This is a genomic window from Polaromonas sp. P1_E11, assembly GCF_056405995.1.
On the sequence record NZ_JBFUBA010000002.1, the window covers coordinates 312,865 to 328,562 of the forward strand.

The following is a 15,698-nucleotide window of genomic DNA, read 5'->3' on the forward strand; positions in this document are numbered from 1 at the left end:
TTCATGATCTATTTGGGGCCACGCAGGTATTTTTTCGGGATGGGATGCAAGGCGCGGTGCGCTGCCAATAGCCCGCTATTGGCAAGCGCCGCAACGCAGCAGACCGCCCGAAAAAATGCCTGCCCTTCGGGTTGGGGTGAAATCGGGCGATTCGGCGCCCCAGCCCCTTGCATGGGCATGAGCCCATGCGGCGGGTACTGGGCCACCAACTCATCCCGATTGCACCCCAACGTGGCCTCAAATAGATCATGAGCAGGCTCTAAGGCATCGCCAAATTCAGCTCCGCGCGCGGTGTCCATTTGGCCTCCGGCGGCACGGCTTTGGCGGCCCCCAGAAAGAGCCTTTCAGGCGGTAAATCGCGTGAAGCCAGGTAGTCTTTCACCGCCACGCCACGCTGCACGGCGAGTTCGCGCATGGCGTCGTCGTTCACTTTAATGTCGGCCAGCAGCAGCTTTTCCATCTCGGGCACGGGCAGGTCTTTGGCCAGGCCGACCAGGTTGCGCGGCTTGGGCATGTCGGCGCGTTTATAAACTTCCTTGAGCAAGGCCGGGTATTCGGCTGGGCTGATGCTGACTGCCGCTGTGGCGATGCCGCCCTCTTTGGCCGTGGCGCGGCGCTTTTCAGCGCGCACCAGGGCGTCGAGCCGCTCGCGCTTGAAACCGTCGCGCTCGGCATCGACACTGCTGGTGCCCACCACGGTGAGCCGCAGCGATGGCCGGTCGGCCAGCGCCTTGGCCACTTTGTCGAGGCCGGCTTTGGCTTCCGGGCCCAGTTCGGCGCTGCCGGCGGCAAAGCCCACGGTGCTGAGTTCTTCCCCGCCGCCGCCCAGCGCATTGGCCAGCAGGCTGAAAGGCGAGGTGATCGCTTTCACAATCACGTTGAGGATGACCTTGACGATGATGGGCCCAAGGCTGAACTGCGGGTCATTGAGCGAACCGCTGATGGGCAGGTCGATGTCGATCACGCCGTTGCGGTCGGCCAGCAGTGCCACGGCCAGCTTGACCGGCAGGCTGGCCGTGGAGCCCTCCACCTTGTCGCCAAAGCTGAGCTGGTTCAGGATGACCTTGTTGGTGGCGGTAAGCCGCCCGTCGGGTTGCACCACATAACCGACGTCGACACTGAGCTTGCCGCGGTTGATGCCGTAGCCCGAGTACTTGACCGAATACGGCGACAGTGGCGGCAGCTCGAGGTCGCGCACCTTGCCTTTGATGTCGAGCGCCAGCGGCTTGGCCAGCGGGTTGAGCTTGCCCAGGATTTCCAGCGAAGCCGTGCCTTCGGCGCGCCCGCGCAGCTCCAGGTCGGCCATGTTGGGCACGGTGGCCGTGGTACCCGGCACGGTAGGCGCGACCGATGAAAAGGCGCTAAGCTTGCCGGTCAGGTCGCTCAGGTCGGCCGAATAGTTGGGTTTGACGAAGCGGTCGGAGAACAACACCTTGCCGTTGATGAGGCTGATCGGGCCGAAGTTGACGATAGGCGGCGGCGACCCGGCCGCGGCTGCGGGCGCCACGGGGCTGACCGGTGCTGCCGACACGAATTTTGAGCCTTTTGAGCTGCTGGAGCTCAATGGCTGTGTGCCAGCAGCTATCGTTTCAGTAGCAGATGAAGCTTGCGGTGAAGATGGCGCCGGTGATGGCGAAAGGGCCAGGGTGGCCGTTCCGCCTTCCGCACTGGCGGCCACAGCGTCTTTGCCGGGCTTCACCAGGTTCTGCAAATTGATGCGGCCATCGGGCAGGATGATCACGCGCGCAAAGAAGTCGGTGAGCACGGTTTCCCGCACATCCACCCGCGTCGCCTTGGCCGGGTCCAGCGCAACATTCAGGCCGCGCAGGTTCAGGACCTTCCAGGCCAGCAGGTCTTCGCTGGGCGCCAGCGTGTTGGCGCGGAACTCTTCCAGCGACACATCACCGGCCACCTGCGCCTGCGGGCCGGCCGGTGTCTGCCGGTAAGACACGCGCCCCTTGAAGCTGGCATCTGCGCGCAGCAGTTCGATGTTGAGCACATCGGCAAGGTAGGGCTCAAATGCCTGCACCGGCAGCCTGTCGACCACCAGCCGGCCCTGCGCCTGAACCGGACTCAAGCCGAGATTGCCGTTGAAATCGACCTTGCCGGGTTCAAACCGGCCGGTGGCCAGGCGCAGCGAGGCAGTCAGCGGCATGGGTTTGGCGGCTTGCGCCTTGGCGTCCGGCCTGTCGTCCAGCACCAGCCCGCCCAGCTGGGCTTTGGCGGCTGTCACTTCAAACACCACCGGCTTGCTGCCCGACTGGTCGGAAAACGACATGGCGCCGCCGTCCAGCTGCACATCGGCAATGGCCACGGCCCATGAAGGCGCCGCCGCGCGTGTTGCGGCGTCGGTAGGGGGCGGCGCCGGCGTTGCGCTGCCCGGGCTCGCCATCCAGCGCTGGTACATCCAGCGCTTGTCGGTGTCGCGGTCGACCTTGGCCTTGGGCTGGTCCAGCTGCATTTTGGCGGCCTTGAAGGACTGGCCTGTCACGTCGATGTCGACCTGCGCGAGTTCGACACGCTTGACGGACACCAGCGAGACCTTGCCCTGCGCCAGCAGGATGTCACTGACAGTCAATTGCGGGGCGGTGACCTGCAACTGCTGCGGCTTGTCACCGCTGGGCGCCTGCCAGTTCACACCGAGCTGGGCGTCGAGCTGCCCGTTCAATGCCGGCAGCAGGAACTGGCCGACGTATTTGGCGGCCATGCCCAGCGGCCAAGCCGCCACGGTGGCCGTGGCCTGGGCGGCCTGGTCGGTGGCTGTGCCGCTGAAAGTCAATAACGCCGGCGTTGCCAGCGCTTGGGCCACGGGCTGGGCCGGTGCTTTGGCGGACGGCTTCGCACCGGGTTTGGCCGGTACAGGCACTGAAGCTGCGGGAGGCGGCTCCAGCCCCAGCGAACCGTTGAACTGCAAGGGCGCGCTGGCCACAAAGGGCATGGCGATGCCGGAGGCATTGAGCGTGAGCCCGGCGAGGTGAATGTCGGCGGGTGAAGCCAGCGTTTCATCCAGCCAGTTCACACGCCCGGCGCGCACCGCCACGCGGGCGATCTGCACTTTCCAGGGGGCGGATGAAGGCGTGTTTTTAGCTGAAGGTGCAGACGCCGGGGCGCCAGCCGAGGCCGCACCGGCAGGTGCCTGGGCTTGAATATCGGAAGAGTTTTGGCCTGCAGCCCTTTCTGGCTGTGCGCCGGCAGCTCCTTTTTTGGTAGCATCCGCCGCGCCAGGCGGCAGCAGATTCAGCCGCCCTGCCCGGTCCCTGGCGATGGACAGCGTGGGCGCTGTGAGCTCCACCGCAGACAGTTTGACGAACTGCTCCAGCGGGCGCACGTCGTCCATCGTGATCTGCAGGCGCTCAAACGCGAGCAAGTCCGCGCGCGCCGCCGGCAGGGCTTCGCTGTCGGCAGCGCGTTTGCCGGATGCACCGGGTTTTGCAGCCCGCGCCGGCGCAGCAGGTGCTTGCCCGGCCGTTTGTGCTGTCAGCACACGCACCTTTTCCGCCGTCACCGTCCCGGAAATCCGTACCACCGTGGCGGGCGTCTGCTCAAACGCGACTTTGGCGTCGGCATGCAGCACCGCGCTTTGCAGCCTGACGGGCAGGCTCGCCGGCCAGTACGCCAGGTAAGGGTTCAGGTCGAAACCGCGCAGCGTGAGGGTGGCGTCGGTTTTGTGGGTCTGGGCAAAGGGTGTGCCTTCGGCAGCGGTGTCAAAGCTGCTGCCGTTGAGCCTGAAGGCCAGGTGCGGCGAGGTTTTGACCTCTCGCTGCGATTTGAGGTTGCTCAGGAACGGAACCGACAGGCCCAGCTCCCGCAGTTCATGGGTCTTGCCGACCGACTGGTCGGTGAAGTCCATGCGCCCGCCGCTGACGACGATGTTGTAGACCGCGAACCGCGGCGGGTCGCCGGCAGGGGCGTCTGCGGGTGTTTTGAAGCGCTCCAGGATGTCGTCGATGTCGTAACGGCCCTCACCTTGATGGGTAAGAAACGCGACGGGTTCGTCCACCTGAACAGCGTCGGCCACCGGGGCGAGGCGCAGCAGGGACTCCAGTTCTGCATCTATATATAGGCGCTTGATGGAAAACTGGGGTGTTGCCTGGGAAGAGGCTGCCGAAACGCCACCCACAGGGCCGGCACGGGCGATGGCCAGATCGTGAAGAGTCAGTTCGAGCGACCAGGGCTTGAAGTTAACCTCGCCCACAGTGACCTGCCGGCCCAGCTTTTCAGAGGCGATCTTCTCCAGTTGGGATTTGAGGATGGGCGGTACGGCCGCATAGGCCAGCACCCACAACACCAGCAAGCTGCCCACCGCCCAGGCCGCGCGGCGCTGCCAGAGCGGCGACCGGCCCACGGCAGCCGCCCTGGCCGGCAGGGTTTTGCCGATTTCCTGCCAATTGGTCTCGCGCCAGTTGAATTTTCGCCATTTGTTCTTCAAATCTTTGATTGCCATAGGCGTCGAGTTTTTAGCGCCGGGGCCGTCAGGTCAATGATTTATTTGAAAAAGACGGTCAACCGAAGGGCATTGAAGCCCGTGAAAAGTGGCGCCCCCAAATGAAAAACCCCGGGCAGTTAGACCGACCGGGGTTGACGGCGGGCGTTTATGCTCATGCCGTCGGGGTTCCGCAAAGAAGAGAGTTATCGTCTCCAGTGCGATGAAAGCAAGTGATTGCTTCCAGATTTTCCGGGGTTGGTTACCCGGTTGATGCGTGAGTAAACACGCAATTGCAGGTTAAACCTCTGCCCGAATGGAGGCAAGACCATCTTTTCAATCACAGCGCGGGATGTGATTGCCGCTGCCTTTTTTGTGTGCTCCCAGGCAACCCAGGCCGGCCACAGGCGCCGATCCGGCGACTACATGCAACATGGAAAACGGCCTACAAGCGCAGCCGCGAAAGGCTGATCGCGCTTTTTAGAGGCAAAACTTAACTTAGAGCTCCATCTCAAATAAAGCCCGTAAACACCTTGATTCAGGCCGGTTTTGCCGGAAATCAAGGTTTTTATTTGACTTTTTGATATAAAGAATTGATTTGTTATTATTGACAGGTTATTAACCAACCCCATAGAATCCCGCCAGTCCCACGAATCCTAGGGACAACCCGAACCCGCTGCCCTATTCCTCAAAGAAGCCGGCAACGTCAAACAAGGGTCAACACCCAAAAGGCTTGCCTTGGTTTGATGGCGACCCAATCAAAGCCTGTCTGGCCCCCAAAGGCCTGCAAGCGTAGAAAGGAGTGCTATGACAGCGCTAGGACAATTCGGCCTTAACCTGAATGTCAACGCACACATCAAGAATGTGCGAAGCAGTGTTTCAAACATTGTTGACGACATCTCCCAAGGCTTTTTCGAGATTACCCACAACAGCTTCGCCCTTCTGGGCCTGGCGGTCGTATTTGCGGTGATCACCCTGACAGCCCGGCCCGACTTGCGTCAGGCCGGTGAATTCAAGCTCATGACCTGGCTGCAGCAGCGCCAGGAGGCCGCCATCGGTTTTACCGAGCCGGCCGCCATTGAGCGCGCCACGGCGTCCAACCCGAAAGACCTGCCCGCCCAACAGGCGGCAGTGGCCTACTGGCTGAGCAAGAAGTACGGCGTCGCGCCCGAGCCGCTGAGCGTGCTGGTGGCCGAGGCCTTCGAGATCGGCCAGAAAGCCAAGCTCGACCCCACCCTGATCCTGGCCATCATGGCGATCGAGTCCGGCTTCAACCCGTTCGCGCAAAGCCCGGTGGGCGCGCAGGGCCTGATGCAGGTCATGACCAAGGTGCACCACGACAAGTACGACAACTTCGGCGGCAAGCTGGCGGCGTTTGACCCGGTGACCAACCTGCGCGTCGGCGTCAAGGTGCTGCAGGAATGCATCGCCCGCGCCGGCTCCATCGAAGGCGGCCTCAAATACTATGTGGGCGCAGCCAACATGGACGACGACGGCGGCTACGCCGGCAAGGTGATGGGCGAACATGCTCGCCTGCTGGCTGTGGTGGCGTCTGCCTCCAAGCGCGGTGCGCCCTCGCCTTTCTTCACCACACCCGGTGGCTCGTCGCGCCCGGTGCCGGCCTCCCTGCCGGCCACACCCGACGCTGATGGCAAGACGCCTGACAAGGTGGCGCTGCTGAACCAGTCCTGATTCGGCCGCTTTGTGGGGCCTTTTCACCCCATCCACTGCCAAAAAGCCGGGCCGCTGCCAGCGCCCCGGCTTTTTGCTTTTCGGGCTGCAGGTGAAGAACCCCGGAGGCGGCAGGTTTTGGGCGCGCTCAGTTACACTAGCGAGGTGCGCAACTGGCGATAGGCTCAAGGTTTTCGCAACCATTGGAGCTGACGTGGGACACCACTGGGAAGCGCACCGCTGAAAGCCGTTGGGCCGAAGCGTTCAGCCGTTCGCCTGGGCAGCCCTTGTTTCATTCATTGAAGAGCAGGGACCACGTCTTTAAGGACTGCCATGTACCACCGCAACATCCTGGTTGAACAAACCGACCCCGAAATCTTCGCTGCCATCCAGGCTGAAAACGCCCGGCAAGAACACCACATCGAGCTGATCGCCAGCGAAAACTACGCCTCGCCCGCCGTCATGGCCGCGCAGGGCTCGCAGCTCACCAACAAATACGCCGAAGGCTACCCCGGCCGCCGCTACTACGGCGGCTGCGAGCACGTGGACGTGGCCGAGCAGCTGGCCATTGATCGCATCAAGGCCATCTTCGGCGCCGAGGCCGCCAACGTGCAGCCGCATTGCGGCGCATCGGCCAATGAGGCCGTGTTCCTGGCTTTCCTCAAGCCCGGCGACACCATCATGGGCATGAGCCTGGCCGAAGGCGGCCACCTGACGCACGGCATGGCCCTTAATATGAGCGGCAAGTGGTTCAACGTCGTCTCTTACGGCCTCAACGACAAGGAAGAGATCGACTACGACGCGATGGAGCGCAAGGCCCACGAGACCAAGCCCAAGCTGATCATCGCGGGCGCCTCCGCCTACAGCCTGCGCATCGATTTCGAGCGCTTCGCCAAGGTGGCCAAGGCCGTCGGCGCGATCTTCATGGTCGACATTGCCCACTACGCCGGCCTGGTGGCCGCAGGCGTGTACCCCAACCCGGTGCCGCACGCCGACATCGTCACCTCGACCACACACAAGAGCCTGCGCGGCCCGCGCGGCGGCATCATCCTGATGAAGGCCGAGCACGAAAAAGCCATCAACAGCGCCATCTTCCCCGGCCTGCAAGGCGGCCCGCTGATGCACGTGATTGCCGCCAAGGCCGTGGCCTTCAAGGAAGCCATGGCGCCCGAGTTCAAGGCTTACCAGCAGCAGGTCGTGAAGAACGCCCAGATCGTGGCCGACACCCTGACCCAGCGCGGCCTGCGCATCGTCAGCGGCCGCACTGAAAGCCACGTCATGCTGGTCGACCTGCGCGCCAAGGGCATCACCGGCAAGGAAGCCGAAGCCGTGCTGGGCAGCGCCCACATGACGATCAACAAGAACGCCATCCCGAACGACCCGGAAAAGCCGATGGTCACCAGCGGCGTGCGCATTGGCACCCCGGCCATGACGACGCGCGGCTTCAAGGACGAAGAAGCCCGCGCCACGGCCAACCTGATCGCCGACGTGCTCGACAACCCGCGCGACGGGGCCAACATCGAAGCGGTCCGCGCCAAGGTTCACGCCCTGACCAGCCGCTTCCCGGTCTACCGCTGATCATGACGGACAGCGCAGGCACTATGATTTTAATAGCTGCTTGCGCTCGTCCTGATTGGGCTGGAGGCCGATTTACACCTTTAAATTCAGGCCCAACCCCATGAAATGCCCGTTCTGCGGCCACCTTGAAACCCAGGTCGTGGAAACGCGGGTGGGCGAAGACGCCGAATTCATACGCCGCCGCCGCCAGTGCGGTGCATGCGAAAAGCGCTTCACAACCTATGAGCGGCCCGATGTCACCTTCCCGTCCATCGTCAAGAAGGACGGCAGGCGCATCGAATACAAGCGCAGCAAAGTCCTGGCGTCCCTGAACCTGGCGCTGCGCAAGCGGCCCGTCAGCACCGAGCAGGTCGACTCGGCGGTTGAACGCATCGAGGAAAAGCTCCTGAGCCTGGGGCTGCGGGAAGTGCCTTCCAACCGCATCGGCGAGCTCGTCATGCGTGAGCTCCGCAAGCTCGACAAGGTCGCCTACGTCCGCTTTGCGAGCGTCTACCGCAGTTTTGAGGATATTGACGAGTTCAAGACGCTGGTGGACGAGGTTCGACGGTAAGGGAAAACCCTGGCGCCGACAGGTGGCGTATTGGTCGCGATGGGCGGCAGCGATCTTTATGTAGGGCTTGCTTACACTGCGTAAATGAATCTTCACACATTGCGCATTGGTCGCCTTCAAAAAGGTTTCACGCTGATTGAAGTGCTGATCACCATGACGGTTCTGGGCGCTTTAATGGCCGTGGCGCTGCCCAACCTGAGATCCTTCATTGTCAGCAATCAGCTGTCCTCCAACGTGAACGGGTTTATAGGGCTGATTAACTACGCTCGCAGTGAAGCCCTCGTGCGGAATCAATCGGTGATCATTTGCCCTAAAGATAACGCCGCGAACACCTGCGTCTCCTCCCAGTTCTGGAACCAATATGAGATCCAGGTATTTGTGGACGTTGATGGCAGCGATACCCGAAACACCGGTGACATCCTGCTCAAAACCATACCTGCGATGGACGTAAATGGGACCGAAACCGCTTTCGTCAGGCCCGCAGGTGTTGGAAACATCAAGTTTGGGGCAGTCGGCATGTCGCAAACTGCTCACCGATTCGACATCCACGCAGTGGCAGCCTCAGATACTGCATACGAATTCAAGTATGGAAGATCTGTTTGCATAAGCAAGCCAGGACGCGTACGGGTTATCCCATATTCCGCCAGCCAATGTGACGCATTTTGACCATGACCTCACCATGAAACAGAAACAAAAAATCCAGTCGTTCCACCATCACGAGCGCGGCGCCACGCTGATTGAGGCGCTCGTCTCGATTCTGATCCTGTCGCTGGGCTTGTTAGGTCTTGCCAGTCTGCAGATGAACGCACTGGCGTATCAAAAATCGTCGTGGGCGACTCACCGGATTGCCGAACTGACGGGCGACATCAGTGAGCGCATCAGAGCGAACCCTCTTGGCGGGACCAATGGCTATTACGTCTATACCGCCAATTACACAACCGCCAAGACTGCCAGCCTCACCAGCAATAACTGCCGCACCTCGGGCGCGGCCTGCACGACAAAGCAGATTGCCGATGACGACTTATCGGCGTGGCTGGCAAAAGCTCAAGCGGCGCTTCCAGGCGGCGCAGTCAACCTTGAAGGTGCCAGCAGCACGGGATATGTCGTCACGGCCATGTATGTGGACAAGGAATTCATCAATTCCACCACGGGCGTCCTTCAGACCTCCACCGTCTGCACCAGCGCAACCAGTGGCATCGCCTGGCGAAACTGTTGCCCGGCCGCGGCGGCAGTCCCCGACGGAGTTCGGTGCTCCAGAACTGACATCATTCCATGAGTACAAGCATGCGCCCTATTCAAGCTTTACAAGGCTCCCGGCCGAGCCAAAACTCGGGATTGACACTGATCGAGTTAATGGTCGGTCTGGTGATCGGCCTTATTCTGTCAGTTGTTGCCTCATCAACTTATCTGTATTCCAAGCAAGCCTTTAATGCAGTCACTGAAAACTCGCAAATGGAGGAAAGTGGCCGGTTTGCGCTGAACCTGCTTGCAAGAAATATTCAAAGCGCCGGTTACGTTTCAATTGACCCCAAGGCCAATGGGCCGCAAGGTCCGAGCGATTTAAAAATCCGTGGTTGCGATTTTGGAATGACCAACCCCAAAACAGCAACCTCGACCACAGACCTGGCCTGTTTGGGCTCGACCCCGGCAGGCACCACACGGTCCGCCTCCATTGGCATCTTCTACGATACCGACGCGAACAACACATCCGGTGCAAAATTTCAGGGTTTCGATTGCCTGGGCAACGCGCCGGTCACTGTTGCAAGTATTCCTGCGGGTGGCAGCCCCACTTATGAAGTGCGGTCGTATTTCTTTATCTCCACCGCCACGGCCCAGACGCCCTACGGAACCACCACCATGGGACAGTTGAGCTGCGTCACCGACCCAACGACAGTGGCGGGGGCCACGGCGACATTCCAGGCACAACCGCTCATCCCCGGTGTCCACCAGATGGCCATAACGTACTTGACGCCATCCACCATAGACAAAAATGCGGCTCAAGCCGGAAACACGGCCGCAACCATCGAAGCCGCGGGAACCTGGGCGCAGGTAGTTGCTGTGGAGGTATGCGTGCTGACCAAATCCATTCAGGCGTCGGGCAATGACACGGCGACGCAGGTCACGGACTGTTACGGAAACAGTTTTACGCCGCCGCCCTCACAGAGTTTTAGACGGTTTACAAGCATTGTGAACTTAAGAAACAGGACGCCAGCATGAAGAGTTCTCATCATTTTCGTTGGGACATGCCGCCACGCACCCCCAATCAACGGGGAATATCGCTGGTCATTGTCATGATCTTTCTGGTGATTCTGAGTGCCCTCGGAGTTACCGCAATGCAAAGCTCAACCTTCTCGTCAAGGATTGCTCGAAATGAATCCGACCGCAATCTGGCCTTTCAGGCCGCCGAAGCGGCTTTGCGCGATGCGGAACTGGATATAAAAAACACGCGCGTCGATGGCACGCTATGCACCACAGCCATTGTCGGCTGCCGGGCCGAACTGATTAACCGCGGCGACGGTTTCGACACAACTTGCCCGTTAGGCAGATGTGATTCCAGCGCAATGGTGACCCCGGTTTGGGAAGACACAACCAAGTGGGCCACCAGCGGCGCAAGCGTTGCTTACGGCACCTACACGGGTGCTGCGGCACTTCCTGTGGTGGCGCAGCAGCCGCGCTATTTGCTTGAATACTTTCCTCTTGGCGACTCCACCGTGTATCGCATTACAGCCGTCGGCTTTGGCGTAAATACCTCCACCCAGATCATGCTTCAGTCCGCAGTTAAGGCACTTCCCATATGACTACCACTCACGGAATATCTTGGTTTAAAAAACAAACCGTTTATACCTGGCTCAGGGAGCGCTTCAAACTCGTACTGTTGCTGGGAAGCGCTTTGCTGGCGTTGCAAACGCACGCGGTGAACTTCACGCCTTTGCCCCCTTTTCTTTCCGAGATAAAAGGCGCGCCTATGGTCATGCTCAACCTGTCGCGCGACCATCAGCTCTTCTACAAAGCCTACAACGAATATTCCGACCTTGACGGAGACGGTCTTCCAGAGACCCAATACGTACACTCTTATAAGTACTACGGTTATTTTGACAACCAGCGCTGCTACCAGTACAGCACCACCAACAACCGCTTTGCCCCCACCAGGCAGGTAGCCAGCGACGGCTATTGCAACTACACCGGTGGAAACTCGGAGTGGAGCGGCAATTTCATGAACTGGGCAACCATGACCCGCATGGACGTGGTTCGCCGGATTCTCTATGGCGGCTTTAGAAGCACGGACGATTCGATCGTTTCGGGCACGTCATTGACGGTGCTGGAGCGCGCCCATTTGCCGACAGATGCCCATGCGTTCGCGAAATACTATGTAGGTGCAGACATCAACAAACTGACGCCTTTTACGAAGGCGGAAATCACGCTGTGCAACGCCTCCTTCAGCAGTACTGCTGCACCGTCCATTCTTGTTGCGGACGGAAACTATGCATTGTGGAACGCCAACGAACGCTGGCAATGCTACTGGAGTGAAGACAAGGCCGCCTCCAACGGAAATAACTCTGCGCTGACCGGCTTGAACGCGGCGAATTCCAACCCATCCCGCGCAACCAAAGGCCTCGGTACCGGGTATGCGGCAGGCAGTTATACCGCCAGGGTTGAGGTTTGCAAAACCGGCCTGACCGGCGGATTTACCGCAGACGAAGAAGCGCGCTGCAAACTTTATCCATTGGGAAATTACAAACCTGTTGGCTTGCTCCAGAAGTACGGAGAAAGAAATGAGGCTGCTTTTGGGTTGATGACAGGGAGTTACGACAAAAACATCTCGGGCGGCGTGTTGCGTAAAAATGTGGCCTCGTTTACCGATGAGGTCGATATTGACGACGGTCAGTTCAAAAACTTCAACGGCATTGTTACCGCGCTCAACAAGCTCAAAATTTACGGGTACAGCTACGCTGACGGTACCTATGAGAGTCTCACAGGCAAATGTAATTTCCAGCAAATTGGCCTGGTAGATGGCGAGTGCTCAAGCTGGGGCAACCCTTTGGGTGAGATGTACCTGGAGTCGCTCAGGTACCTTGCAGGCGCATCGGCCACCGCTGCCTATGTGGCCTCCCCGGCGACCAGGGACAACAGCCTGGGCTTGACCATCACCGCCTGGTCGGATCCTTTTGCGACTTCAACGGTCGCGACTTTTGGCGACAGGCTGTGCCGCAGAAGCAGCATTGTGAATTTCAACGCGAGCGTGACTTCGTTTGACAACGACCAATGGACCGGAGCGCCAAGTGTTTCGGGCATGTCCACCACCACGGTAGACACCTATACCAATCAGATTGGCGCAGCGGAAGGTTTGTTTGCTGCCGGAAAAATGTGGCCGATTGGACGCAGCGGCGCCAGCAACAACGGCTATTGCAGCGACAAGACGCTGACTTTCTCTGGTGCCACCTCCCTCGCCAACGCTACGGGTATCTGCCCTGAGGCACCGACCCAGTTCGGCGGCTACAAAATGGCCGGTGCTGCGCTTTACGCACACGTAAATCCTATCCGAAGCGACTTCACCATCCCGGCCAATAACAGGCGGGCTTTCAGGGTGGACACCTACGGCGTGGCCCTGGCGACAGGCAATCCCCGCATCAAGATTCCTGTGCCAGGCCAGCCGGGCAAGTTTGTTTTTATTTCACCCGCCTACCGTCTTGATGTGGGCACCGGCGGCGGCGGAACACTGGTCGATTTCAAGGTCGTCACGCAGACTCCAACGGCCGGAAAATACCTCATCAACTGGGAAGACTCCGAACAAGGCGGCGACTACGACCAGGACGTTTTGGGCATTCTTGAATACTCCGTGGTTGGCACAACCATCAGCGTGAAGACCTATGCTGCCGCCGAGGCCACGGTCAGTCCTCAGGGCTTTGGCTATGCCATTACCGGCACCAACGGCAAAGACGGCGTCCACTTTCATACCGGCATTGAAGGTTTCGATTACAACGATCCGCGCAATATCACCGTAACACCCAACACAAATGTAAATGGTACCGGCGGTTGCAATAATTGCCAGGTCGCACAGACCGCAACCACGGCGTCGTATTCCATGATTGGCGTCAGCGGGGAAGAGCTTCAAGATCCGCTGTGGTATGCCGCCAAATACGGTGGTTTTGATCGTGACAAGACCACGACATACACCCTTGGTGCTGTTCTTCCGATTGATTCCTGGGACCTGAAGAAGGCCGACGGGTCCACGGGCACCGATGGCATCCCCGATAACTTCTTCTATGCTGTTGATCCGGCCCAGCTGGAAAAATCGCTGGAGCAGGTCTTTGCCACCATCCTGAAGGCCGGTGGCTCTGCCCCGACCGCCACACCAGCGCGAACCGATGCAGGGGGTTATGCTTTCCAGGCTACTCACAGCATCAAGGCCGCCAGTACAAGCGCCGACGCTGACGCCAGCGGCCAGTTTTTCCGGTATAGCTTCCAGAGCGATGGGCAGCTTTCCACTTCGCCGGATTGGGATGCCGGGGCAAGATTGACCATTCAAAACTGGGACACGGGGCGAAAAATACTCTCCTTGACCGGTACCGGAACGATTCCTTTCAGATGGGCCAATCTGGACGCTGCACAAAAGACTTCGTTGCAAACCAATCCCCAAACTGGTGTCGTCGAAACGGTTGCAAAGGGTCAAAACCGCCTGAACTGGCTTCGGGGCGACAACACGAATGAAACCGTAACCGGTGGTTTACGTGCAAGACCTACCACCAAACTCGGGGCAATCATCAACTCCACGCCGTGGTACGTGGGGCCGCCCTCTGCCGGCTATACCAATACGGCTTATGGGGGCGGCTACAGCACATTCAGGACAACGAATACGGCTACCAATGCAGTTTTTGTAGCGGCCAATGACGGGATGTTGCATGCCATCAATGCCGCAACGGGAGATGAGCTGTTTGCGTATGTTCCGCGCGCACTCTATCCGACGTCGGGAACCGCACCGTATTCCAAACTGTCGGCCATCACCGCCAAGGACTTCGCCCTCACTTCGGGAACCAACAGTATCAATGTAGATGGAAGCCTGATGTCCGCCGACATGAAAGTCGGAGGAACCTGGTCCACCTATCTCTTTGGAACGTTCGGTCGCGGCGGCAAAGGGGTCTACGCCCTTGACGTCACCAAACCTCAAAATGTGACGGAAGCCTCTACTTCAGTGGCCAAATGGGAATTCAGTGAGGCGACCGGCGACCCCGATATGGGCTACATCGTTGGCCGTCCTTCCTCAAGGTCTAATGGGCAACCATTTCAGACAGGCTATATGGCCAACGGGAAATGGGCCGCCATTTATGGCAACGGCTACAACAGCACCAGTGGCAAAGCTGCACTGTTTATTCTCTTTGCTGATGGCCCAGCCAGCGCGGGCACGACCACCTGGACTGCGGGCACCCATTACATCAAAATTCCTACAGGAACTGCAGGCGACGGACCCAACAACGGGCTCGGAATGGCGACCGCCATCGACACCGATAACGACGGTGCGATCAACGTGGTCTATGCAGGCGACCTGAAAGGAAACGTCTGGAAATTCGATGTGAGCAATGTCAACCCGGCACTCTGGAAAGTTGCCACTACGAGCGATGTTCCGCTTTACCAGGCAAGCACCACGATCACCGGCAGCACTACGGTCGTGGTTCAACCGATCACCACAGTGGTTCAGCCCTTCCCTCACCCGAACGGCGGTTACCAGATTGTGTTTGGAACAGGTAAATCCCTTGAAAGCACCGACTATCCGATGTCAGTGTCCTTTGCCAACACCGTCTATGGCATTTATGACCGCCCTGGCAACACCACCACTCTCACGGTAGGACGCACTGATCTTGTGCAGAAGTCGACCACTTTTGTGGCCGGCAGACCGTATATATCAACGGATCCGGTAAGTTACATCACCAAAAAAGGCTGGTACTTCAATCTGCCCTTGCCGTCTGACGGCCTCGTGTTCAACATGCTGGCGCTTAACTCCGATCGGGTTTCACTGAAATCGCTGGCTCCAGATGGAACCTCAGACGGATGCCGCGTTGACAGTATCAGCAACGATTACGACCTGGACCCCATTTCGGGAACGCCCCCTCCCGGGGTAGTGGACGGGGCGCCTGCCATTCCCGGTTTTGCCGTTGCAGGCGGATCTTCGAATAACAGCTTTGAAATCGCCAGAGGCGGCATTTACCGCTCACCCACGCCGCCCATCAGCAATACCGCGTGCACCGCAGGAAGTGCCAACTGCGTCTGCAACCCGGCTGCCCCCACCGAATGCGTGTTGTGCCCGGACCCAGCAACATGCAACCCGCCATGGAAACCAAAAGATCCGAACCAATGCGTATTCCGTAAACTGTCTGCACTTGGCACAGGCGGCGTGGAAACGACGTTACGCTATGGAAGTTGTAGCGACGGGCGGTTGACCTGGCGCGAAATCCTGCGCAATCGCTGACCAAGCAACGAGGA

The 15,698-nt window shown here is 59.5% G+C and carries 9 protein-coding genes and 1 riboswitch; of the genes, 8 read left to right on the forward strand and 1 reads right to left on the reverse strand.

Annotated elements, in window-relative coordinates:
• Positions 1-259 precede the first annotated feature (259 nt).
• Positions 260-4,444 (reverse strand): DUF748 domain-containing protein, encoded by a 4,185-nt coding sequence (locus AC1D11_RS08930; protein ID WP_477647694.1) that lies wholly within the window; start codon positions 4,442-4,444, stop codon positions 260-262.
• 786 nt (positions 4,445-5,230) lie between these two features.
• Here AC1D11_RS08930 and AC1D11_RS08935 point away from each other — a divergent pair.
• From AC1D11_RS08935 to AC1D11_RS08970, 8 genes are all read left to right on the forward strand, one after another.
• Complete coding sequence (locus AC1D11_RS08935; protein WP_477647695.1) at positions 5,231-6,115, forward strand: lytic transglycosylase domain-containing protein; 885 nt, start codon at positions 5,231-5,233, stop codon at positions 6,113-6,115.
• 138 nt (positions 6,116-6,253) lie between these two features.
• Positions 6,254-6,383, forward strand: a riboswitch (ZMP/ZTP riboswitch).
• Positions 6,384-6,427: 44 nt separating this feature from the next.
• Positions 6,428-7,672 carry a serine hydroxymethyltransferase gene (glyA, locus tag AC1D11_RS08940; protein ID WP_477647696.1) on the forward strand — a complete coding sequence of 415 codons (1,245 nt, stop codon included), beginning with the start codon at positions 6,428-6,430 and terminating at the stop codon, positions 7,670-7,672.
• 100 nt (positions 7,673-7,772) lie between these two features.
• The gene (gene nrdR / locus AC1D11_RS08945; RefSeq protein WP_457280253.1) at positions 7,773-8,222 is read left to right on the forward strand and encodes a transcriptional regulator NrdR; all 450 of its coding nucleotides are present in this window, start codon (positions 7,773-7,775) and stop codon (positions 8,220-8,222) included.
• 84 nt (positions 8,223-8,306) lie between these two features.
• Positions 8,307-8,888 (forward strand): GspH/FimT family pseudopilin, encoded by a 582-nt coding sequence (locus AC1D11_RS08950; protein ID WP_477647697.1) that lies wholly within the window; start codon positions 8,307-8,309, stop codon positions 8,886-8,888.
• Between the two features lie 13 nt (positions 8,889-8,901).
• Positions 8,902-9,498, forward strand: a complete 597-nt coding sequence (gene pilV, locus AC1D11_RS08955) for a type IV pilus modification protein PilV (RefSeq protein WP_477647698.1) — start codon at positions 8,902-8,904, stop codon at positions 9,496-9,498.
• Positions 9,495-10,439 (forward strand): PilW family protein, encoded by a 945-nt coding sequence (locus tag AC1D11_RS08960; protein ID WP_477647699.1) that lies wholly within the window; start codon positions 9,495-9,497, stop codon positions 10,437-10,439. Before pilV ends, AC1D11_RS08960 begins: the two co-directional genes overlap by 4 nt.
• A complete protein-coding gene (locus AC1D11_RS08965; RefSeq protein WP_477647700.1) occupies positions 10,436-11,020 on the forward strand; it encodes a pilus assembly PilX family protein in 585 nt (194 codons plus the stop codon). The genes AC1D11_RS08960 and AC1D11_RS08965 overlap by 4 nt, the downstream gene beginning before the upstream one ends.
• Positions 11,017-15,684 carry a PilC/PilY family type IV pilus protein gene (locus AC1D11_RS08970; RefSeq protein ID WP_477647701.1) on the forward strand — a complete coding sequence of 1,556 codons (4,668 nt, stop codon included), beginning with the start codon at positions 11,017-11,019 and terminating at the stop codon, positions 15,682-15,684. Before AC1D11_RS08965 ends, AC1D11_RS08970 begins: the two co-directional genes overlap by 4 nt.
• The last annotated feature ends 14 nt before the right edge of the window (positions 15,685-15,698 follow it).

What these genes read in the sequence shown, in the direction of transcription:
- AC1D11_RS08950 (WP_477647697.1), top strand. Translation starts at nt 8,307, where the DNA reads ATGAATCTTCACACATTGCGCATTGGTCGCCTTCAAAAAGGTTTCACG.
- AC1D11_RS08935 (WP_477647695.1), top strand. Translation starts at nt 5,231, where the DNA reads ATGACAGCGCTAGGACAATTCGGCCTTAACCTGAATGTCAACGCACAC.
- AC1D11_RS08970 (WP_477647701.1), top strand. Translation starts at nt 11,017, where the DNA reads ATGACTACCACTCACGGAATATCTTGGTTTAAAAAACAAACCGTTTAT.
- AC1D11_RS08960 (WP_477647699.1), top strand. Translation starts at nt 9,495, where the DNA reads ATGAGTACAAGCATGCGCCCTATTCAAGCTTTACAAGGCTCCCGGCCG.
- pilV (WP_477647698.1), top strand. Translation starts at nt 8,902, where the DNA reads ATGAAACAGAAACAAAAAATCCAGTCGTTCCACCATCACGAGCGCGGC.
- AC1D11_RS08965 (WP_477647700.1), top strand. Translation starts at nt 10,436, where the DNA reads ATGAAGAGTTCTCATCATTTTCGTTGGGACATGCCGCCACGCACCCCC.
- nrdR (WP_457280253.1), top strand. Translation starts at nt 7,773, where the DNA reads ATGAAATGCCCGTTCTGCGGCCACCTTGAAACCCAGGTCGTGGAAACG.
- AC1D11_RS08930 (WP_477647694.1), bottom strand. Translation starts at nt 4,444, where the DNA reads ATGGCAATCAAAGATTTGAAGAACAAATGGCGAAAATTCAACTGGCGC.
- glyA (WP_477647696.1), top strand. Translation starts at nt 6,428, where the DNA reads ATGTACCACCGCAACATCCTGGTTGAACAAACCGACCCCGAAATCTTC.